Below are 19,119 nucleotides of genomic sequence, written 5' to 3'. Positions count from 1 at the left end.
ATCGGGATGGGCGGCGTAATCAAGCCGGGGTCGCGGCAGTCTTTCGGGGGGCATCATGGGTGCACAGTCAATCAAGCTGAAATCAGCGGCAAAGCTGGCGGCGACACTGCTGCTGTGCGGATCCTTGACCGCCTGCGCGGCCAGCTATCGCAAGCACGGCTATGTGCCATCCGAGGAAGATCTGGCAGAAGTGGTCGTCGGCGTGGACAGCCGAGACTCGGTTGCGGAGAGCATCGGTATTCCTTCGTCTTCCGGCGTGCTGAACGAAAGCGGCTACTACTATGTGTCCACCCGGATGCGCCATTATGGCGCTGCGGAGCCCAAACCGGTGTCCCGCGAACTGGTTGCGGTCAACTTTGACACGCGCGGCGTCGTTAGCGGCATCCAGCGTTTCGGGCTTGAGGATGGCCGGGTGATTCCGCTGCAGCGCCGCGTCACATCCTCCAGCATCGAGGACAAAACCTTCCTGCGTCAGTTGATCGGCAACCTGGGCAACTTCTCCCCGGATGCAATCCTCGACCAGTAAACAGTGGTGGCCATGGGCTGCGGTGTCTATCGTGCGGTTGTGATCTGGGGATGCTAGTCTGACTGCGCCCTATGGAAACGCGGGTGGGGTGCCGGATGAGAGGTCTGGCCGCCACATGGGGGATCGGCAATGGCGCAGTCTGCAACGCTGCTGACGGAAACACTCCTCAGCAAAGGCCGTTATCTGGCCCGGTTCGCAGGGACAGATGCGGATCTTCACGCGGCGCAAGAGTTGCGCAGCCAATGCTTTGGTACTGTGAAGCTGGATCGTGATCCCTATGATTCCCGCTGCCGCCACATACTGGTCGAAGAGCGGGACACCAGGGCACTGATTGGGTGTTTCCGGATGCTGACGCTGGAGAGCGGTCAGGACATTCCCCAAAGCTATGCAGCCCAATACTATGACCTGTCCCGGCTCAGTTCCTATGAGGGGCGCATGGCCGAGGTCGGGCGGTTCTGCATTCGGGAAGGCGCCGCGGATGCAGACATCCTGCGCATCGCCTGGGGGGCGATCACCGCCCTGGTGGACGCCGAAGATATCCGGATGCTGTTCGGGTGCAGTTCCTTCGCAGGTACGGAAGCTGCGCCCTATCTCGACACTTTTGCCCTCTTGAGGCAGCGCCATCTGGCGCCCGGCATGTGGCAGCCTGTGATCAAGGCGCCGCAGGTGGTGCGGTTTGACAGCCTCCCAGCGCGCGTGCCCGACCAGAAGGTGGCCCTGCGCCATATGCCGCCTTTGTTGCGGACCTATCTGTTGATGGGAGGCTGGGTCAGCGATCACGCGGTCGTGGATGAGGGCCTCAATACGCTGCATGTCTTTACCGGCGTCGATGTTGGTGCCATCCCGGAGACGCGCAAACGCCTGCTGCGCGCTGTGGCAACCCCGGTATAGCCGATTTCCACGGCTCCCAGCCGTGGTCGGCGTTGACGGCGCGGGCGGGCCGGTTTAGCTGGCTTTCATGGCACGAATTCCTCTTTTGCAGATGTCCGGCATATCGCTCACCTTTGGTGGCGATCCGGTGTTTTCCGATCTCGACCTCGTGGTGCAACCTGGTGACCGGGTTGCCCTTGTGGGCCGCAACGGCTCGGGTAAATCCACCCTGATGAAGGTGATGGCGGGTCTCGTCGAACCGGATCAGGGCAGCATCGTGGTGCCGCCAGGTAAATCGGTAGGCTATATGGAGCAGGACCCGCAGATGACCGGGTTTGCGACGCTTGGTGATTTCGCCGCCAGCGCCCTGGAGCCGGGCGAGATGTACCGGGTGGAGCGCGCGGGCGAGGGGTTGAAGTTTGATCCCGCACGCCCGGTCGAGACTGCCTCGGGCGGGGAACGGCGCCGCGCGGCCCTGGCCAAGCTGATGGCCGAAGCGCCCGATCTGATGCTGCTGGACGAGCCGACCAACCATCTGGACATCGAGGCGATCACCTGGCTCGAAGGGGAGTTGAAATCCACCCGCGCGGCCTACGTGCTGATCTCTCACGACCGGGCGTTTCTGCGCGCGCTGACCCGCGCCACCCTGTGGGTCGACCGGGGGCAAGTGCGGCGTCAGGAAAAGGGATTTGACGCCTTCGAGGCCTGGCGCGACAAGATCTGGGAAGAAGAAGACCAGCAGCGGCACAAGCTGAACCGGTTGATCAAATCCGAAAGCCGCTGGGCCGTCGAAGGTATTTCGGCCCGGCGCAAGCGCAACATGGGCCGGGTGCGGGCGCTGCAGGACCTGAAGGCCGAGCGCGCGTCGCAGATTAAACGCCAGGGCGCGGCCGAACTGGCGCTGGATGCCGGACCCAAATCAGGCCGCAAGGTGATCGAAGCCGAGGGCCTTTCCAAGGCCTTTGATGATAAGACCATTGTCTCAAACTTCTCGCTGAAGGTGCAGCGCGGCGATCGCGTCGCCTTTGTGGGGCCCAACGGCGCGGGCAAGACGACGCTGCTGAAGATGCTGCTGGGGCTGGAAGAGCCGGACGCGGGCAGCGTTACCCTTGGCACCAATCTGGAGATTGCCCTGTTCGATCAGACCCGCGATCAGCTCGATCCCGATGCCAGCCTCTGGGAAAACCTGACCACGGATCCGGCGCTGGGGATTTCCGGCAAGGCCGATCAGGTTATGGTGCGGGGACAGCCCAAACATGTGGTGGGCTACCTCAAGGAATTCCTGTTCGATGAACGGCAGGCGCGGGCGCCAGTGCGCTCCCTGTCGGGTGGGGAAAAGGCGCGGCTGTTGCTGGCCCGGCTGATGGCGCGGCAAAGCAACCTTCTGGTGCTGGACGAGCCGACCAACGATCTCGATGTGGAAACGCTGGATCTGCTGCAGGAGCTTTTGGACGCTTATGACGGCACGGTGCTGCTGGTCAGCCACGACCGGGATTTTCTGGACCGTGTTGCCACCACCACCATCGCCATGGAGGGCGACGGGCGCGCCACGGCTTATGCGGGCGGCTGGAGCGATTACCTGTCCCAACGCGCGCCGAAAGAGGCGGAGGAAAAGGTCGAAAAGTCAAAACCTTCCAAGCCAAAGCCCAAGCAGGAGGCGGCGCCGAAGGAAGGTCTCAGTTTCAAGGAAAAACACCGGCTTGAGGCCCTGCCGGATGAGATCGACCGGCTGGAGCAGGAGATCGCCAAACTGGAACAGCTGATGGCAGATCCTGAGCTGTTCACCCGCGAGCCGGTGAAGTTCAAGAAAGCCACCGAAGCCCTTGTAGAGCGCCAGGAAAAACTGGCTGCAGCAGAGGAAGAGTGGCTGGAGCTGGAGGAAAAGGCGGGCGATGCCTGAGCGGATTTGTTTCGTGCGCGAAACATTGTCTAAAATCAGCATCTTATCGTTAATTATTCATTTAGAGATGCGGTAATTAGACTGCCACAAGAAAAGGGGCGCCTGATACGACGCCCCTTTAACATTTTGGATTAAAGTATTGTTAATACGCCATTTTAACGCATGCGCAGGGCGCCGTCGATGCGGATCACTTCGCCATTGAGGTATCCCATCTCGACGATGAAGCCTGCGAGGCGGCCGTATTCCGCCGGATCGCCAAGGCGCGGTGGGTTCGGCACATCGGCGGCCAGTTGCTGTTGCACTTCTTCGGGCAGACCGGCCAGCATCGGCGTCATGAAGATGCCCGGTGCGATGGTCATTACCCGGATACCGGAAGAGGCCAGATCCCGCGCCATCGGCAGGCACATGCCGACGACACCGCCCTTGGAAGCGGAATAGGCTACCTGGCCTTTCTGGCCGTCAAAGGCCGCGATGGACGCGGTGTTAATGATCACGCCACGGGCGCCATCGGGCTCGGGGTCGTTCTTGGCGATCTCTACCGCCGCCAGCCGTGCCACGTTGAAGGTGCCGACGAGGTTGATGTCGATGGTGCGCTTGTAGGCATCCAGCGGATGTGCGCCGTCCTTGCCGACGGTCTTGATGCCATAGGCGATGCCGGCACAGTTCACGCAGGCGGAGATCCGGCCCATCTTCTCGGCAGCAAAGGCAATCGCTGCGGCAACCGAGTCTTCGTCGGTGACATCGGTCTGAACGAAAAAGCCGCCAATCTCGGCCGCGACCTTCTCGCCGCGCTCGGCGTCGCGGTCAAGAATGGTAACCTTGGCACCGCCTTCTGCAAAATGGCGGGCAGTCGCCTCGCCAAGGCCGGATGCGCCGCCGGTGATTACCGCGCATGTCTGGTCAAGTTTCATGAGCAGGGGTCCTCCCAGTATCTGAACATGTGTTCAAATAAACATGGGGGATCAGATCTGTCCAGCGGTACCCGCCGTCATCATGCGCCGGTCCAGCCGCGCCAGTGGCGCCAGCAGGCGGCCCATCGGCGGCCAGAAAATCCAGGTGCCGCCAAGACGGTGCAGGTCGGCGCCGGTGCCAAGTTTGAACCGGGCGAGGCCAGGCGCGTCTTCGGTGTTGATAACGCCAAGATCCAGCGTTTTGCAGCCTTGGGCCGAGAGCCAGCTCATCGCTTCCCACATCAAAAGGTTATGGGCCGACAGCTGTTTGCCGCGGTCGCTGCTGTGGGACAGGTGGTAGGTGGCATGCTGCCCGTGGCGCAGCACCAGAATCGCTGCCACAGGCTCTTTGCCCTCGAAGGCCTGAAACAGTTTCGCCGTGCCTGGGTTGGCCTGCGCATAGGCCAGAGTCAGGCCGACGGGCCAGCTGCGATAGCCGCGTTCGGTTTGCTTTGCCTGATCGGCCGCAAACAGCCAGTGAGTCGGATCCACCGGCATGTTCTGCCGCGTCAGGCGCAGGGATTGAGATTCACCGTGTCTCAGCCGGTTGCGCCATTTCTGATGTAATGCGGCGCGGCGGGCATCGGGGCAGGGCGCCAGATTCAGTCGGGCGACACTGGCGGGGCCCATCAGAGGCACCGCGCCGTGGCGGGCCAGTTCGGGTGTGGGGGTTTCCGGTGACAGGATCACCGGCGTGCGGCGCAGGCCTTCTTCTTGCAGCATTTCCAGCAGGCGCAGGGGTTTGTGCACCGTGGCCCGGTTGACCATGGCGACGTCGATGCGGCCCCAGAACCGTTGCCGCAGGACGGTGGTATTGTTCATCCGCTCCAGGACCAAAGGATCCTGCCCGGTCGCCCGCAGCGCGCGCAGAAATTCTTCGGATTGGGGCAGGGTGTCGTGCCGTCCGGGCTGGATCGAGGTCTGGGCCGTTTCGGCAGGAATGAAATCAAACATGCCTATATGTTTACCGAGTGGAAACCTAATTCAGGGTTAATGGGGCGCATGAAAAAACAGTCCCAAGTTCTGGGCCGATGCGCCCCCAGCCCCCGGATCACCAAGACCGCAGCCCTTCTTGTGGCGACGGGCCTGTCGGTTCCGGTCTTCATCCTGCTGACGCTGGCGGAGTTTCTGTTCTTCTGACCCTGCCGCCGGGGGCGCTCTGATCTGCGCTCAATAACAGGGCACTCCCACTCCTGTGGGAGGGGAAGGGCCGACACGGCAGGCAGAGCAGCGCAGGCAGCAACAAAAAAGAGGCAGGAAGCCCTGCCTCTTTAACGTTCTTCATCACATAGCCAGTGGCGCTTAGTCCGCCAGCTGCACCAGCGCGTGGCGTTTCTTGCCCGCGCTCAGCTTGATCGGAGAGGCCAGCGCGCCTGCGTCGATCATCAGGCCTGCATCGCTCAGCGGGGCATCGTCGATGCGCGCGCCATTCTCGGAGATCAGCCGCTTGGCCTCCTTGCCGGATTTCGCCAGGCCCGATTTCACGATCAACTGCACGATCGAGATTCCGTCGCCCAGATCGGCAGGGGTTAGGGTCAGCGTCGGCAGATCGTCCCCGACGCCGCCTTTCTCGAACACCTCGCGCGCGGTGGCCTCGGCAGCGGCGGCCGCGTCGGCGCCATGCAGTAGGGTGGTCACCTCATTGGCGAGGATCACCTTGGCCTCGTTGATCTCGGACCCGGCCAGCGCGCCCAGACGCTCGCATTCGTCCAGCGGCATCTCGGTGTAAAGCTTGAGGAACCGGCCTACGTCCGCATCGGTGGTGTTGCGCCAGAACTGCCAGAACTCATACGGGGAGAGCATATCCGGGTTCAGCCAGACCGCGCCGTTCTGCGACTTGCCCATCTTCTTGCCGTCCGAAGTGGTCAGCAGCGGAGAGGTCAGCCCGTAGATCTCGTGATCCAGCACCCGGCGGGTCAGATCGATCCCGTTGACGATATTGCCCCACTGGTCCGAGCCGCCCATCTGCAGGATGCAGCCATAGCGGCGGTTCAGCTCCAGGAAGTCATAGGCCTGCAGGATCATGTAGTTGAATTCGAGGAACGAGAGCGATTGTTCCCGGTCCAGCCGCGATTTCACGCTTTCAAAGGACAGCATCCGGTTGACCGAGAAATGCCGCCCGATGTCGCGCAGGAACTCAAGGTAGTTGAGATCGCTTAGCCATTCGTCGTTGTTGATCATCATGGCGCCATTCGGGCCGTCGCCATAATCGACATAGGCCGAAAACACCTTTTTGATTCCGGCGATATTGTCGTCGATCTGTTCGGGCGTCAGCAGCGGGCGTTCATCTGCACGGAACGACGGGTCGCCCACCTTGGTGGTGCCGCCGCCCATCAGGGTGATCGGCTTGTGGCCGGTCTTTTGCAGCCAGCGCAGCATCATGATCTGGATCAGGGATCCCACGTGCAGCGATTTCGCGGTGGCGTCAAAGCCGATATAGCCGGACTGGCCAGGGGTCATCAGCGCCTCGTCCAGACCTTGATAGTCCGTACAGTCGGCGAGAAACCCGCGCTCCATCATCACGGTGATGAAATCCGATTTGGGATGATAGGTCATGGCATGCCTCGGCTTGTCTATTGCGACGTGGTGTATAAAACGCAAAAGGGGCACATGGAACCTGCTTTTGCGCAGAAAATCCATGCGCGTTGGGCAGTCTGGAGGCAGGCGGGCCCGGTTGATCTGGCTGAAGGGCAGGGAAATGACACGAGCGATTGCAAAAACCGGTAGGGTTATCGCGCTTGGCGCCATGAGTGGCACCTCGCTGGATGGCGTTGATGCGGCGCTGGTCGAGACCGACGGAGAGCGGATCTTTGCTTTTGGCGACAGTGGTTACCGCCCCTACAGCGAGGCGGAGCGCGCGGTGCTGCGCGCGGGGCTTGGCCATTGGTCAGGGCCAGAGGTTGAGGCCGCAGGCGTTCTGACCGATCAGGTCCATGCCGAGCTATTGTCCGGGTTTCCCGCCGCGCAGATTGTCGGATTTCACGGTCAGACCCTGGCCCATGCGCCGCGCAGACAGGGCACGCTGCAGGTGGGCGATGGCGCGGCCCTGGCCGAGGCGTTGGGACGGCCCGTGATCTGGGATTTCCGCACTGATGACGTGGCGCTTGGCGGTGAGGGCGCGCCGCTGGCGCCATTCTTCCACTTTGCCTGCGCCAAATACATCGGCGCGACGCGCCCGCTATGCTTTCTGAACCTCGGCGGGGTTGGCAATCTCACCTATGTGGATCCGCGGTTCGAGCGGCCCGAAGATCCCGGCGCGCTCTTGGCCTTTGATACCGGGCCGGCCAATGCACCGCTCAACGATCTGCTGCAGGCGCGGCTGGGGTTGCCGTTTGACAAGGATGGCGCGATTGCCCGCAAGGGGCAGGTCGAAGAGGGCGCGCTGGAGCTGTTCCTGGCTGAGGGGTTCTTTGCAAAGATGCCGCCGAAGTCGCTGGATCGGAACGATTTTGCCGAAATGGTAGAGCTGGTCGGGGAGCTGAGCGACGCGGATGCCGCAGCGACGCTGACCGCCATGTGTGCCGCCGCCGTGGCGCAGGGGATGGAGCATTGCCCCGAAGGACCCGAAATGGTTCTGGTCACTGGTGGCGGGCGGCAGAACCCGGTGCTGATGGAGATGCTGCGGGTCTCGCTCGATTGCCCGGTCAAGCCGGTCGAGGACGTTGGCCTTGATGGCGATATGCTGGAGGCGCAGGCCTTTGCCCATCTGGCGGTGCGGGTGGCGCGGGGCATGCCGACCTCCTGTCCCGGTACCACAGGCGTGCGCGCCTGTGTCGGCGGTGGTGTGGTGAGCGTGCCGGGCGAGGGGTGAATTCCTGCCGATTAAAAAGGGGCAGGGACCGTCCGCAGCTCAGCGTGGCAAAGGTCTGGCCAGATTGAGATGTCTCGCCCGGACGTGTGCGGCCGGGCAGCGCCCGACCCTCCCCACGGGAGGGCGCATGCGCTCCCTCCCAGGCTCGGGCGCTGCCCTTGGGTTACTCGCGCGGAATATCAAACTCTGGCGCGGCCAGCTCGAACCCTTCGAACTGGAACCCAGGCGACACGGTGCAGCTGACCAAGGTATAGTCTCCGGTCGTGCGGGCAGCCTGCCAGTGACCTGTGGGCACGATCAGCTGCGGCGCGCCCTTCGTCAGATCCGGGGTCAAAAGGTGATCTGTGGCGGGGCCTTCATCTGTTTCGGACAGCGACAGCACCAGCGGCGCGCCTGCGTGATACAGCCAGATCTCGGCCGCATCGACGCGGTGCCAATGACTGGCTTCCCCCGCTTTGAGCAGGAAATAGATACAGGTGCCTGTGGGGCGCCCTTCGTTCTCGGCAACCCAGGTCTGCCGGTACCAGCCGCCCTCGGGGTGGGGTTCCAGTTTCAGCTTTTCGATGATCTGATCCGCCGTCATCCGTGCCTCTTTCCTGCTGTCTTATGCCTGTTTGATCTGGCAATCCGTGCCTTGCCGCATATGTTTGGGCCATGACATTGCACATCCCCTTTAACAACACATACGCGCAGCTTGCGCCTCAGTTCTACAGCAAACAGGCGCCGGAACCGGTGTCCGCGCCCCGCCTGCTTGCCTTCAACAACGATTTGGCACAGCTCATGGGTATCACCCCGGGCGATCTGCCGGAGATGGCCGAGGTGTTCGGCGGCAACCGCATCCCCGAGGGGGCCGATCCGCTGGCGCAGCTTTATGCCGGGCATCAGTTCGGCAACTTCAATCCGCAGCTGGGGGATGGGCGCGCGATCCTTTTGGGCGAAACCATCGGCAGCGACGGAAAGCGCCGGGATATCCAGCTCAAAGGCTCAGGCCGTACGCCCTATTCGCGGCAAGGCGACGGGCGGGCCTGGTTGGGGCCGGTGTTGCGGGAATACGTGGTGTCCGAGGCGATGCACGCGCTTGGCATCCCCACCACGCGGGCGCTGGCCGCAGTAGAAACCGGCGATCCCGTCTGGCGTGAAGGCGCCAAGCCCGGCGCGGTCTTGACGCGGGTGGCGGCAAGCCATCTGCGGGTGGGAACCTTCCAGATCTTTGCTGCGCGCGGTGATGTCGCGGCGCTGCAGCGGCTGACGCAATACGCCATTGATCGCCATTATCCCGACGTGCAGGGGCCGATGGGCCTGTTGCGCGCGGTGCGCGATGCGCAGGCGCGGCTGGTGGCGCAATGGATGTCGGTCGGCTTTATCCACGGCGTGATGAATACAGACAATTGCGCCATTTCGGGCGAGACGATCGATTACGGCCCCTGCGCCTTCATGGATACGTACAACCATTCGCAGGTCTTCAGTTCGATCGACCGGATGGGGCGATATGCCTATGACAACCAGCCGGGAATAATCGTCTGGAACCTCGCGCAGCTGGCCACGGCGCTGATCCAGCAGCTGGACGATCCGCAGGCGGGTGTCGAGGAAGCCACCGAGATCGTGCATGCCATGCCGGGGGTGATCGAGCAGGAATGGCTCAGTCGCTTTGCCGCCAAGATCGGCATCGCCACGCCGCAAGAGGGCGACATGGCGCTGATCGAGGATCTGCTGGAGCGCATGGCGGCGGGTCAGGCGGATTTCACCAACGCCTTCCGGGCGCTAGCTGGTGAGAATGCCTGTGACCAGTTCCTTGACCCTGCGGCCTTTGACAGCTGGGCGATGGGCTGGCGGCAACGTTTGGAGGCAGCGGAAAACCCCGAGGTGCTGATGCGGCAGGTCAACCCGGCCTTCATCCCGCGCAACCACCGTATCGAAGAGATGATCGCGGCCGCGGTCGATGGCGACATGGCGCCGTTTGAACGGCTCAATCTGGTGCTGGCGCGCCCCTATGAGGATCAGCCAGAGCACGCAGAGCTGCAAAATCCCCCGCGCCCTGAAGAGGTGGTCGCGGCAACCTTCTGCGGCACCTGAGGCAGAGAAGCAGGGGCCGCGCTCCCGCGCGGGCTCGGCCTCCTTGCGGAGGCGCTCTCCCCCTTGGGCCCGGCGCCGTGCTGCGCACGGCGTGCGCGCCTTGGCGCGCCAGACCCAACGGGAGCGGATACATCTGTGATGCGTCCGCGACGGGCGGGAGAGCTGGCTTATGCGATTGTGGTGCGTTTGTCGGGGCGGTTGATCAGGAAGACGCCTGCCGCCACCAGTGCCAGTGCCAGCCAGACCTCATAAGATAGTTTCTCGCCAAGGATCAGCCAGCCCATCACTACCGCCAGCACCGGCGAGAGAAAGCTGAAGGAGGCGACCGAGCCGACCTTGTAGATGGTGAACAGCCAGAACCACAGCAGGTATCCGAGGCTGGCAATCGCAATGGCCTGAAACAGCACGCCTGCGATATGGATCGGCTCGGGTGCGCGCAGCAGCGGCCCGAAAAGCGGCGACAGTGCCAGCAACAGCACGGCCGAGACCGCCAGTTGGTAGATCAGCTGCGTCACCGCGGGCACCCGCGACAAGGGCGTTGCCCGCACGCAGAAGGCAAGCCCGGCCCAGCACAGGGTCGAGATCAGCGCCAGCACATCGCCCAGAACCGATGCGCCGCTGGCGTCCCGGTCCAGCACCGCCAGAACCACACCGCCCATCGCCAGCACCAGGCCAACAACGCGCAACCCGCTCAGTCGCTCTCCCGGCAGCCACAGATGCGCGGCCAGCGCCAGCCACACGGGCATCGAGTTGAAAATGATCGTCACCCGCGACACCGATGAGACATCCAGCGCCCAGAACAGGCAGATGAATTCACCGGTAAACAAGAGGCCCACCACGATGCCCCAGCCGTGGACCCCCGCTGGCATACCGCCTTCGGGGCGCAGCCTTGAGCGGCGCAGCCAGACCCAGATGAGGATCACCGCCAGTGCGATAAGCGAGCGCAGCCCGGCCTGGAACACCGGGCCAAAGCCACCGTTGGCGATCTTGATAACAACCTGATTGAAGCCAAGAAGGGCGGCAAAGCCGGTCAGGGCAAGGGCGCCCGCGGCGTCCATGGATCTTTTTTCTGTCATGGGCGCATCAGCACCGGGAGGTAACGAACTGTCAAGCAAGACGTTTCGCCAAAATCGGCTGCAATCGTGCGCGCCTTGACGCAGGCAGGGCGATCTTGGCTTGCACCGGCTGTGCGGGCGATGAACACTGGCCGGGAAAGGAGCGCCCATGCCCGAGACCACCCTGCGTCTGGCCAGTTACAACATTCAGAAATGCGTTGGTCTGGACCTGCGCCGCCAGCCACGCCGTATCCTGAACGTGCTGGAGGACATGGGCGCGCGGATCGTGCTGTTGCAGGAGGCGGACAAGCGTCTGCCGCCCCGGCCCGCGGCGCTGCCGCATTTCGTTCTGAACGAGGCGGGTTGGCAGGATGTAGATCTGGGCGGGGCCGGATCGCTGGGCTGGCACGGCAATGCGGTGATCTGGAAGGGCCAGGGCATTTCCCTGCGCGACAAGGGGCATATCGATCTGCCGGGGCTGGAGCCGCGCGGCGCGGTTTGGGCGGCCTTTGAAACACCCATCGGCCCCTTGCGGGTGGTTGGCGCGCACCTGGGGCTCACCGGGCGGGCGCGGCGGGCGCAGGTGCGGCATCTGGCGCAGCACAGCGCGAAATGGACCGATATGCCGACGGTCTGGGGTGGTGACTTCAACGACTGGTCGCGCAGCTCTGTGCTGGACCGGCTGGCGCCGATGATGCGGTTCCTGCCGCCTGCACCTAGCTTTCCGGCGCTGCGACCGCTTGGCGCGCTGGACCGAATTGCCCATAGCACAGGTCTGGAGGTGGTGCGGGCTGGGGTGCATCAGGCGCAGCCAGCGCACATTGCCTCGGACCACCTGCCGGTCTGGGCGGATCTGCGGCGCGCGGGGTAAGCGCGCGCCGCGCAAACAAAAACCGCCACGCAATGGCGCGGCGGCTTCCGATTCTTCTGATCTGTTAGCAGCTTTGGCTTAGCTGGAGCGACGGCGCTGACCGCCTTGTCCGTTGCCCTGGCCGCTGCCACCTTGACCGCCGCTTTGACCCTGGCCACCGCGGCCTCCGCCGCCGCCACGACGCCGACGGTTGCCACCGGGGCGTCCGCCGCCGCCGGGTTTGCCGCCGCCACCCGGGCCGCCACGACGTCCCTTGGGCGCTGCCGGATCGGGCAGCACTTCCCACGGGCGGCCCGAGGCGACCGGAATGGTGATCTTCATGGTCTTCTGGATCGCTTTCAGCTCATCCATCTCGTCCGGTGCGCAGAATGCGACGGCCTGACCGTCCTTGCCCGCGCGTGCGGTGCGGCCGATGCGGTGCACATAGGCATCCGGTACGTTGGGCAGTTCGTAGTTGTAGACGTATTTCACGTCTGGGATATCCAGACCTCGCGCCGCCACATCTGTGGCCACCAGCACCTTGATCTCACCGGATTTGAAGGCGGCAAGGGCGCGTTCGCGCTGACCCTGGCTTTTATTGCCGTGGATCGCCGCAGCGGCGAAACCGGCCTTGTCCAGCACCCGCATCAGCTTTTCCATGCCGTGTTTGGTGCGGCCAAAGACCAGCGTGCGCTCGTCCTTGTGCTCGGTCAGCAACTCTTTCAGCAGGCTCAGCTTTTCCGCCTTGGCGATGAAATGCACCGATTGGGTGACCTTGGCCGCCGGTTTGCCCGGAGGGGTCACTTCGATGCGCACCGGGCGCTGCAGGTAGGAATTGGCGATCTCGTTCATCTGTTTCGGCATGGTGGCCGAGAACAGCATGGTCTGGCGCTCTTCCGGCAGAAGGGCCGAGATCTTGCGCAGGGCGTGGATAAAGCCGAGGTCCAGCATCTGGTCGGCCTCGTCCAGCACCAGGAAGTCGCAGGAGCCAAGATCCAGCGCGTTACGGTCCAGAATGTCCAGCAGGCGACCGGGGGTGGCCACCAGAATGTCGGTGCCGCGGGCAATACGCTGGATCTGCGGGTTGATCGAAACACCGCCGACCACCAGGCCGATCTTCATCGGGGAGCCTTCGGTCAGCCCTTTGAGGGTCGCGGCGATCTGGTTGGCCAGTTCGCGGGTCGGCGCCAGAACCAGACCGCGCACGGTCTTGGCCGCTGGTTTGCGGCCATAGTCCTGCATGCGGGTGATCAGCGGAATGCCAAAGGCGGCGGTCTTGCCGGTACCGGTCTGGGCCAGACCCAGTACGTCCTCGCCGTTCAGGGCATGGGGAATGGCGCGCGCCTGAATCGGGGTCGGATCCTTCAGACCCATGTCATCAAGGCGGGCGAGAAGCTGCTGCGGCAGCCCCATAGTCGAAAATTCAGTCACTTGTCGTCCTTTCGCGGCCTTCGCATCATGCAAAAGACCGGTGCCGCAGCTCCGGGACCGCGTCCCGGATTGCGGAGATGGGTGGGGCAGGGACCTCGGGCGGGGGCTGGCCGGATGCCAGGCCGCTGGCCTCTGCAAACGCCCCACGCGTGATTTTGGGAACACGGGCATATCACTAAGACGCCGGGAAATGCCTGCACCTCAGGTGCAACCGGGCCGTCTCTGCTCACGCGGCAGGGATGGATGCCTGACGCCCAAATGGAGGCCCCGGCCCGGAATGTCAATGGGCACGACAGGTGATTTGACGGTTTGCGCCCCGAGCTTGGTTCGTTACACAGGGAGCCCAGAAACGGAGAGGACTGCGATGGCAGAATCGATTATCGCCCGCTGCGAGGCCAAGGGCCTGCGTATGACCGGCCAGCGCCGTGTGATTGCGCGCGCCCTGCAGGACAGCGATGATCATCCGGATGTGGAGGAACTCTACGCCCGGGCCAGCGCGCTGGATGCCGGGATTTCGCTGGCCACGGTGTATCGCACGGTAAAGCTGTTCGAAGAGGCCGGTATTCTGGACCGGCTGGAATTTGGCGACGGCCGCGCCCGTTACGAGGACGCGGACCGTGAACATCACGACCACCTGATCGACATCAACACTGGCGAAGTGATCGAATTCTGCGACCCCGAGATCGAGGCGCTGCAAGAAAAGATCGCGGCCAAGCTTGGATACCAGCTGAAGGGGCACAAGCTGGAACTTTACGGCGTGCCGACAAAAAAGAGCTGACAAGCCGCATTCATCACGATGCGTGATGATTAACATCACAACATGTTGCGTCATCCTGTCGCGAAACCGCTTGCCGGTGGCGGCAATGCTGGGCATGCCCGGATTTGCAGGGCGCCTATCGCGGGGGCCTGGCACAGGAAGGGCGCGCGCATGAACAACATCAACGGTATTCTTCTGGTCATCGGAGCGATGGCAGCCTTCACCCTGGAGGATATGTTCATCAAGACCCTGTCCGAGGGGCTTCCGGTAGGGCAGATCCTGATCCTTCTGGGGCTCGGCAGCGGCAGCGTCTTTGCAGTTCTGGCGAAATTGCAGGGGCACCGGATCTTTGCCCCGCGCGCCTGGCGCCGGAGGCCGGTGCTGCGCGCCCTGACCGAGGCGCTGGCTGCGGTCAGCTTTGCCACATCGCTGGCGCTGGTGGATATTTCCGTTGTGGCCGCCGTGTTTCAGGCAACGCCTTTGGTCATCACTATGGGCGCGGCGCTGTTTCTGGGTGAGCAGGTCGGCTGGCGGCGCTGGAGCGCGATCCTTGTTGGTTTCGCCGGGGTTCTGATGATCATCCGGCCGGGGCTCAGCGGATTTGAGCCTGCTGCCCTGCTGGTGCTGGTCTCGGTTGGGGCGGTTGCCGCGCGGGATCTGCTGACACGTGTGATGGACAGTGCCGTGCCCTCCACCGTGGTCAGTTTTCAGGCCTTTGCAGCCGTCATTCCGGCGGCGGCGCTGCTCTTGGTGCTGACGCCCGGAGAGGCGCGGGCGCTGGAGGGGGGCGAAACGCTGATGATGCTGGGCGGCGTTCTGTTCGGTGTGTTGGGTTACTACGGTATCGTTTCGGCGATGCGGGTCGGGGATGCCTCGGCTGTGACGCCCTTCCGCTATACGCGGCTTGTCTTTTCGCTGCTGGCGGGCGTCATCATGTTCAACGAACGCCCCGATGCCATGACCCTGGCCGGGGCCGGGCTGATCATCGCCTCTGGCCTTTACACCTTCCTGCGCGAACGTCGACTGGCCCGCGCCGTTCCGGCGGCGGCCTGATCAGGCACATCGCCGCAGCTGCAAAACTGTTGGCGCAAACAGCGAATTGTTAGCCCTAACCGGTGAAATAAAGGCGCGTTAGCGATAACGGAAACGGTTTACAATCTGCCCTCGGCTGCTATGACGCTGGCAACCAATTGCCACAGTCAGGAACCGACCGATGAGCACCATTATCGACATTCACGCCCGCGAAATCCTTGACAGCCGGGGCAACCCGACCGTCGAGGTTGATGTGATCCTCGAAGACGGCACCATGGGCCGCGCCGCTGTCCCCTCGGGCGCATCGACCGGTGCCCATGAAGCAGTGGAAAAACGCGACGGCGACAAGAGCCGTTACATGGGTAAAGGCGTTCTGGAGGCCGTGGCCGCCGTCAACGGTGAGATTGCCGAAGAGCTGGTCGGCTTTGATGCGACCGAGCAGGTTGCCATCGACAGCGCGATGATCGAACTGGACGGCACCGCCAACAAGGGCCGTCTGGGCGCCAATGCCATTCTGGGCGTATCGCTGGCCGTGGCTAAGGCGGCTGCCGATTTCACCACCCAGCCGCTGTTCCGCTATGTGGGCGGCACCTCGGCGCGGGTTCTGCCGGTTCCGATGATGAACATCATCAACGGCGGCGAACATGCCGACAACCCAATCGACATTCAGGAATTCATGATCATGCCGGTGGCAGCGGAAAACATCCGCGACGCCGTGCGCATGGGCGCCGAAGTCTTCCACACGCTGAAGAAAGAGCTGACCGCAGCGGGCCTCAGCACGGGGATCGGCGACGAGGGCGGTTTTGCCCCCAATATCGCATCGACTCGTGAAGCGCTGGATTTCGTTCTGAAGTCCATCGAGAAGGCAGGCTACCGCCCGGGTGAGGACATCTATCTGGCGCTCGATTGTGCTGCGACCGAATACTACAAGGATGGCAAATACGTCCTTTCGGGCGAAGGCAAGACCCTGTCGAGCGATGAAAACGTCGCTTACCTGTCGGCGCTGGTGAACGATTACCCGATCATCTCGATCGAAGACGGCATGGGCGAAGATGACTGGGACGGCTGGAAAGCCCTGACCGACGCCATCGGCGACAAGGTGCAGCTGGTGGGTGACGATCTGTTCGTGACCAACCCGGCGCGTCTGGCCGAAGGCATCCAGCGCGGCTCGGCCAACTCGATGCTGGTGAAGGTGAACCAGATCGGCTCGCTCACCGAAACCCTGCGGGCCGTCGACATGGCGCACCGCGCGGGCTTTACCAACGTGATGTCGCACCGTTCGGGCGAGACTGAGGATGCCACCATTGCCGATCTCGCGGTTGCCACCAACTGCGGCCAGATCAAGACCGGCTCGCTGGCGCGTTCCGACCGGCTCGCGAAATACAACCAGCTGATCCGCATCGAGGAAGTGCTGGGCGAAGTGGCCGAATACGCAGGCCGTTCGATCCTGAAATAAGGATCAGGCGACAGATCTGATGAAAGGCCCCGTCGGTATCGGCGGGGCCTTTTGCGTGTCCTGCGGGCGGTTCACCCGGCGCTGCGTGACAGCGTCAGGAGGCGGATCAGGCGGCTGGCCAGGAAAAAGGCGAGTGGGCCGACGCCCAGCGACAGGACAAAGGCGATGGGCATCGCGATCACGAACCGTCCCAGCCAGAGGCCAACCCATCCGGGCGCAAAGCCGGTGGGAAAGGCGGTGAAGATACCGGTCATCAGAAAGGCCATCATCAGCGCGATGAAGAACTGGGCGAGGATGACTGTCGTTTTGGGGTGAGGCATGAACGCACTCCGTTTTCTATCTGTGTAAACGGGATGCGACGGGTCATTTCACGATATACCGCAGCACCCCAGTGACGGGGACTGCTGCGGGTTCAGGCAGGGATGTCCAGCCTGACTAACTCTTGCAGGCGCCGCTTTTGGGCGGCGTCCCGCAAGGGCCGGGATAACCGGACCGGCCCTGCGTTTTTCAGCGTAAGCCTCGCTAGCACCCGGTCAGGGCACCGGTCAAGGCGCGCGGTGTCAGATTGCGATCAGGGGCAGGGCGCTTCGTAATAGGTGCCGTCGCCGCGGGCATAGGCGCAGGTGTTTGTGGCCTGGTTCTGGGCCACCACGGTGCCAGCTGCCGCACCGGCAAGGGCAGCGATGATGCGCCAATTCTTGTTGGCATCCAGCGCCTCGGCGGCGATCAGACCGGCCGCGGCGCCGCCGGTGACACCAACGACGGTGCGTTGTTCGGTGGTCAGGTTCTCGCAACCGGTCAGGGCTAGAACGGCAGCAGCGGCGAGTGCGGTGAGTTTTGCTTTCATCGGACATCTCCTGTCAGTGGTCTGAGGGGGAGTATTGCGCCGATTTTAGCGCCCCGATCTGTTCTGGATCAACTTTTGGGAAAAATCCGAAGGACACGCCCAAAGTGGCGAAAACCTGCCTGATGCGCTGTTTGGGGCCTCAGGGGATGAGTCTCTTGCTCATCAGCATCTCGCCTTCGCGCGGCTGAAAACGGGCGCGGGCGTAAAGGCGCTGTGCCTGCTCATTGGCCTGATCGACGGTGAAATGCAGCGCCGTGATCCCTGCTTCGGCAAGGGTTTTGGGCAATTCTGTCAGCACTTCGGTGGCAATGCCGCGGCCGCGTACGGCGGGGCGGATGTAGATCTCATCCACCATGCCGTCCATGCCGCCAAAGGCGACCGACCAGCTGAAGGTGACCACGATATAGCCGATCGGTGCACGGGTGGGGCCGATGATATAGACTGCGCCATAAGGCATGCCCTCCAGCAGCGGCGCGATGCCCGCCTCGCGCTGCTCGGCGTTACTGTCGCGGCCGATCTCCTCGTGGCAGGCAGCAACCAGCGGCAGCAGCTTGCCCAGATGCTCGGGCTTGGCAAGATGCAGGGCGGCGCTCATAGCCGGGCCAGACGGTCGGTGATCAGGGCGAAAAAGCCGTCCGCGTCCACATCCCCCATGAACATGGCATTGGGCGCGTGGTCGGTGACGCCCCACCAGTCGGCGACAGTCATGCCGAGGGTCAGCTCCGATCCGGTTTCGACCTGAACGTTCACGTGACGACCTGAAAAGAGATCAGGTTGCAGCAGATGTGCGATGACGCAGGGATCGTGCAGCGGCCCGCCTTCGGAGCCGTATTTGGCCACATCAAACCGTTCAAAGAAATCCAGCATATCGGCGGTGAAATGACCGGCGCGGGTATCGAGTGCGCGGATCGCAGCGACTCGGGGCCGGGTTGCCAGCGCCTTGTGGGTGACATCCAGCGGCATCACAACCAGCGGCACGCCGGAGGTAAAGACGGTCTCGGCCGCCTCGGGGTCGACGTAGATGTTGAATTCGGCGGCGGGGGTGACATTGCCTACTTCGAAATAGGCGCCGCCCATCAGCACGATTTCCTGCACCCGGTCGATAATATCTGGCGCCTTTTTGAAGGCCGTGGCGATATTGGTCAGCGGTCCCAGCGGGCAGAGGGTGACCGAGCCGGGGGCATGGCGACGCAGGTTGTGGATGATGAAATCCACCGCATGGCCGTCGGTCAGCGGCAATTGCGGCTCCCACAACTCGGGGCCATCAAGACCGGTCTTGCCGTGCACATGTTCCGCCGTCACCAGCGGCCGGGCCAGCGGCGCGTCGCAGCCTGCCAGTACCGGCACATCGCTGCGCCCGGCGACTTCGCAGATCATGCGGGCGTTCTTCTGCGTGAGCGACAGCGGCACGTTGCCAGCGACGCAGGTGATGCCAAGCACTTCCAGCTCGTCCGGGCTGGCCAGCGCCAGCAGCAGGGCAACGGCATCGTCCTGGCCGGGATCCGTGTCGATGATGATCTTGCGTGCGGTCATGAAAGGTCTTTCTGTATCTCTTTTGGTC

20 protein-coding genes are annotated in these 19,119 nt (G+C 63.2%); 10 read left to right on the top strand and 10 right to left on the bottom strand.

Annotated features, from left to right (window positions below):
• The first annotated feature begins 55 nt into the window (after nt 1–55).
• From C6W91_RS00385 to C6W91_RS00375, 3 genes are all read left to right on the top strand, one after another.
• Nucleotides 56–526 (top strand): outer membrane protein assembly factor BamE, encoded by a 471-nt coding sequence (locus C6W91_RS00385; RefSeq protein WP_065273248.1) that lies wholly within the window; start codon nt 56–58, stop codon nt 524–526.
• A 129-nt stretch (nt 527–655) separates the two neighbouring features.
• The gene (locus C6W91_RS00380) at nt 656–1,417 is read left to right on the top strand and encodes a GNAT family N-acetyltransferase (protein ID WP_274868803.1); all 762 of its coding nucleotides are present in this window, start codon (nt 656–658) and stop codon (nt 1,415–1,417) included.
• 91 nt (nt 1,418–1,508) lie between these two features.
• Nucleotides 1,509–3,296, top strand: coding sequence for an ABC-F family ATP-binding cassette domain-containing protein (locus C6W91_RS00375; protein ID WP_274868835.1), 1,788 nt, complete (start codon nt 1,509–1,511; stop codon nt 3,294–3,296).
• A gap of 155 nt (nt 3,297–3,451) precedes the next feature.
• On the opposite strand, the gene C6W91_RS00370 is transcribed toward C6W91_RS00375, so the two are convergent.
• Together C6W91_RS00370 and C6W91_RS00365 are read right to left on the bottom strand one after the other, a co-directional pair.
• Nucleotides 3,452–4,207 (bottom strand): SDR family NAD(P)-dependent oxidoreductase, encoded by a 756-nt coding sequence (locus C6W91_RS00370; RefSeq protein WP_274836804.1) that lies wholly within the window; start codon nt 4,205–4,207, stop codon nt 3,452–3,454.
• Between the two features lie 51 nt (nt 4,208–4,258).
• Nucleotides 4,259–5,200 (bottom strand): GNAT family N-acetyltransferase, encoded by a 942-nt coding sequence (locus tag C6W91_RS00365; protein ID WP_274868801.1) that lies wholly within the window; start codon nt 5,198–5,200, stop codon nt 4,259–4,261.
• Between the two features lie 48 nt (nt 5,201–5,248).
• Between C6W91_RS00365 and C6W91_RS00360 the strand changes: the two genes are divergently transcribed.
• Nucleotides 5,249–5,386 (top strand): hypothetical protein, encoded by a 138-nt coding sequence (locus C6W91_RS00360; RefSeq protein ID WP_165832663.1) that lies wholly within the window; start codon nt 5,249–5,251, stop codon nt 5,384–5,386.
• Nucleotides 5,387–5,548: 162 nt separating this feature from the next.
• On the opposite strand, the gene tyrS is transcribed toward C6W91_RS00360, so the two are convergent.
• Entirely contained in the window at nt 5,549–6,802 is a 1,254-nt protein-coding gene (tyrS, locus tag C6W91_RS00355; RefSeq protein ID WP_274868799.1) for a tyrosine--tRNA ligase, read from the bottom strand.
• A 142-nt stretch (nt 6,803–6,944) separates the two neighbouring features.
• Here tyrS and C6W91_RS00350 point away from each other — a divergent pair, with 142 nt between their 5' ends.
• Nucleotides 6,945–8,057 (top strand): anhydro-N-acetylmuramic acid kinase, encoded by a 1,113-nt coding sequence (locus C6W91_RS00350; protein WP_274868797.1) that lies wholly within the window; start codon nt 6,945–6,947, stop codon nt 8,055–8,057.
• 163 nt (nt 8,058–8,220) lie between these two features.
• Here the strand turns inward: C6W91_RS00350 and C6W91_RS00345 are convergent, their stop codons facing one another.
• On the bottom strand, nt 8,221–8,640 hold the full coding sequence (locus C6W91_RS00345; protein WP_274868795.1) for a cupin domain-containing protein: 420 nt from the start codon (nt 8,638–8,640) through the stop codon (nt 8,221–8,223).
• 71 nt (nt 8,641–8,711) lie between these two features.
• On the opposite strand from C6W91_RS00345, the gene C6W91_RS00340 reads away from it, so the two are divergent.
• Nucleotides 8,712–10,130, top strand: a complete 1,419-nt coding sequence (locus tag C6W91_RS00340) for a YdiU family protein (protein WP_370570381.1) — start codon at nt 8,712–8,714, stop codon at nt 10,128–10,130.
• Nucleotides 10,131–10,297: 167 nt separating this feature from the next.
• On the opposite strand, the gene C6W91_RS00335 is transcribed toward C6W91_RS00340, so the two are convergent.
• Complete coding sequence (locus C6W91_RS00335; RefSeq protein ID WP_274868792.1) at nt 10,298–11,206, bottom strand: DMT family transporter; 909 nt, start codon at nt 11,204–11,206, stop codon at nt 10,298–10,300.
• Nucleotides 11,207–11,354: 148 nt separating this feature from the next.
• On the opposite strand from C6W91_RS00335, the gene C6W91_RS00330 reads away from it, so the two are divergent.
• On the top strand, nt 11,355–12,056 hold the full coding sequence (locus C6W91_RS00330; RefSeq protein ID WP_274839276.1) for an endonuclease/exonuclease/phosphatase family protein: 702 nt from the start codon (nt 11,355–11,357) through the stop codon (nt 12,054–12,056).
• 78 nt (nt 12,057–12,134) lie between these two features.
• Here C6W91_RS00330 and C6W91_RS00325 read toward each other — a convergent pair whose 3' ends face one another.
• Nucleotides 12,135–13,466, bottom strand: coding sequence for a DEAD/DEAH box helicase (locus C6W91_RS00325; protein ID WP_065273258.1), 1,332 nt, complete (start codon nt 13,464–13,466; stop codon nt 12,135–12,137).
• A 364-nt stretch (nt 13,467–13,830) separates the two neighbouring features.
• Between C6W91_RS00325 and C6W91_RS00320 the strand changes: the two genes are divergently transcribed.
• The 3 genes from C6W91_RS00320 (at nt 13,831) to eno (ending at nt 16,711) form a co-directional block, all read left to right on the top strand.
• Nucleotides 13,831–14,244, top strand: coding sequence for a Fur family transcriptional regulator (locus tag C6W91_RS00320; RefSeq protein WP_065273259.1), 414 nt, complete (start codon nt 13,831–13,833; stop codon nt 14,242–14,244).
• A gap of 150 nt (nt 14,245–14,394) precedes the next feature.
• Nucleotides 14,395–15,276, top strand: coding sequence for a DMT family transporter (locus tag C6W91_RS00315; RefSeq protein ID WP_065273260.1), 882 nt, complete (start codon nt 14,395–14,397; stop codon nt 15,274–15,276).
• A 160-nt stretch (nt 15,277–15,436) separates the two neighbouring features.
• On the top strand, nt 15,437–16,711 hold the full coding sequence (eno, locus tag C6W91_RS00310) for a phosphopyruvate hydratase (protein WP_065273261.1): 1,275 nt from the start codon (nt 15,437–15,439) through the stop codon (nt 16,709–16,711).
• A 71-nt stretch (nt 16,712–16,782) separates the two neighbouring features.
• Here eno and C6W91_RS00305 read toward each other — a convergent pair whose 3' ends face one another.
• The 4 genes from C6W91_RS00305 to C6W91_RS00290 form a co-directional block, all read right to left on the bottom strand.
• On the bottom strand, nt 16,783–17,031 hold the full coding sequence (locus C6W91_RS00305; protein ID WP_274828503.1) for a DUF2798 domain-containing protein: 249 nt from the start codon (nt 17,029–17,031) through the stop codon (nt 16,783–16,785).
• A gap of 251 nt (nt 17,032–17,282) precedes the next feature.
• Entirely contained in the window at nt 17,283–17,558 is a 276-nt protein-coding gene (locus C6W91_RS00300) for a glycine zipper 2TM domain-containing protein (RefSeq protein WP_274828502.1), read from the bottom strand.
• 139 nt (nt 17,559–17,697) lie between these two features.
• Nucleotides 17,698–18,153, bottom strand: coding sequence for an N-acetyltransferase (locus C6W91_RS00295; RefSeq protein WP_274868791.1), 456 nt, complete (start codon nt 18,151–18,153; stop codon nt 17,698–17,700).
• Entirely contained in the window at nt 18,150–19,091 is a 942-nt protein-coding gene (locus C6W91_RS00290) for a nucleoside hydrolase (RefSeq protein WP_065273265.1), read from the bottom strand. Before C6W91_RS00290 ends, C6W91_RS00295 begins: the two co-directional genes overlap by 4 nt.
• Nucleotides 19,092–19,119: the final 28 nt, after the last annotated feature.

The organism is Phaeobacter sp. SYSU ZJ3003 (assembly GCF_041300735.1).
In the GTDB taxonomy this organism is placed as follows: domain Bacteria; phylum Pseudomonadota; class Alphaproteobacteria; order Rhodobacterales; family Rhodobacteraceae; genus Phycobacter; species Phycobacter gallaeciensis_A.
The sequence above is the reverse complement of the archived record's forward strand: the minus strand, read 5'-3'. Positions and strand labels throughout refer to the sequence as shown.

Coding starts and splice junctions, on each gene's coding strand:
- C6W91_RS00385 (WP_065273248.1), top strand. CDS start 56: ATGGGTGCACAGTCAATCAAGCTGAAATCAGCGGCAAAGCTGGCGGCG.
- C6W91_RS00380 (WP_274868803.1), top strand. CDS start 656: ATGGCGCAGTCTGCAACGCTGCTGACGGAAACACTCCTCAGCAAAGGC.
- C6W91_RS00375 (WP_274868835.1), top strand. CDS start 1,509: ATGTCCGGCATATCGCTCACCTTTGGTGGCGATCCGGTGTTTTCCGAT.
- C6W91_RS00370 (WP_274836804.1), bottom strand. CDS start 4,207: ATGAAACTTGACCAGACATGCGCGGTAATCACCGGCGGCGCATCCGGC.
- C6W91_RS00365 (WP_274868801.1), bottom strand. CDS start 5,200: ATGTTTGATTTCATTCCTGCCGAAACGGCCCAGACCTCGATCCAGCCC.
- C6W91_RS00360 (WP_165832663.1), top strand. CDS start 5,249: ATGAAAAAACAGTCCCAAGTTCTGGGCCGATGCGCCCCCAGCCCCCGG.
- tyrS (WP_274868799.1), bottom strand. CDS start 6,802: ATGACCTATCATCCCAAATCGGATTTCATCACCGTGATGATGGAGCGC.
- C6W91_RS00350 (WP_274868797.1), top strand. CDS start 6,945: ATGACACGAGCGATTGCAAAAACCGGTAGGGTTATCGCGCTTGGCGCC.
- C6W91_RS00345 (WP_274868795.1), bottom strand. CDS start 8,640: ATGACGGCGGATCAGATCATCGAAAAGCTGAAACTGGAACCCCACCCC.
- C6W91_RS00340 (WP_370570381.1), top strand. CDS start 8,712: ATGACATTGCACATCCCCTTTAACAACACATACGCGCAGCTTGCGCCT.
- C6W91_RS00335 (WP_274868792.1), bottom strand. CDS start 11,206: ATGACAGAAAAAAGATCCATGGACGCCGCGGGCGCCCTTGCCCTGACC.
- C6W91_RS00330 (WP_274839276.1), top strand. CDS start 11,355: ATGCCCGAGACCACCCTGCGTCTGGCCAGTTACAACATTCAGAAATGC.
- C6W91_RS00320 (WP_065273259.1), top strand. CDS start 13,831: ATGGCAGAATCGATTATCGCCCGCTGCGAGGCCAAGGGCCTGCGTATG.
- C6W91_RS00315 (WP_065273260.1), top strand. CDS start 14,395: ATGAACAACATCAACGGTATTCTTCTGGTCATCGGAGCGATGGCAGCC.
- eno (WP_065273261.1), top strand. CDS start 15,437: ATGAGCACCATTATCGACATTCACGCCCGCGAAATCCTTGACAGCCGG.
- C6W91_RS00305 (WP_274828503.1), bottom strand. CDS start 17,031: ATGCCTCACCCCAAAACGACAGTCATCCTCGCCCAGTTCTTCATCGCG.
- C6W91_RS00300 (WP_274828502.1), bottom strand. CDS start 17,558: ATGAAAGCAAAACTCACCGCACTCGCCGCTGCTGCCGTTCTAGCCCTG.
- C6W91_RS00295 (WP_274868791.1), bottom strand. CDS start 18,153: ATGAGCGCCGCCCTGCATCTTGCCAAGCCCGAGCATCTGGGCAAGCTG.
- C6W91_RS00290 (WP_065273265.1), bottom strand. CDS start 19,091: ATGACCGCACGCAAGATCATCATCGACACGGATCCCGGCCAGGACGAT.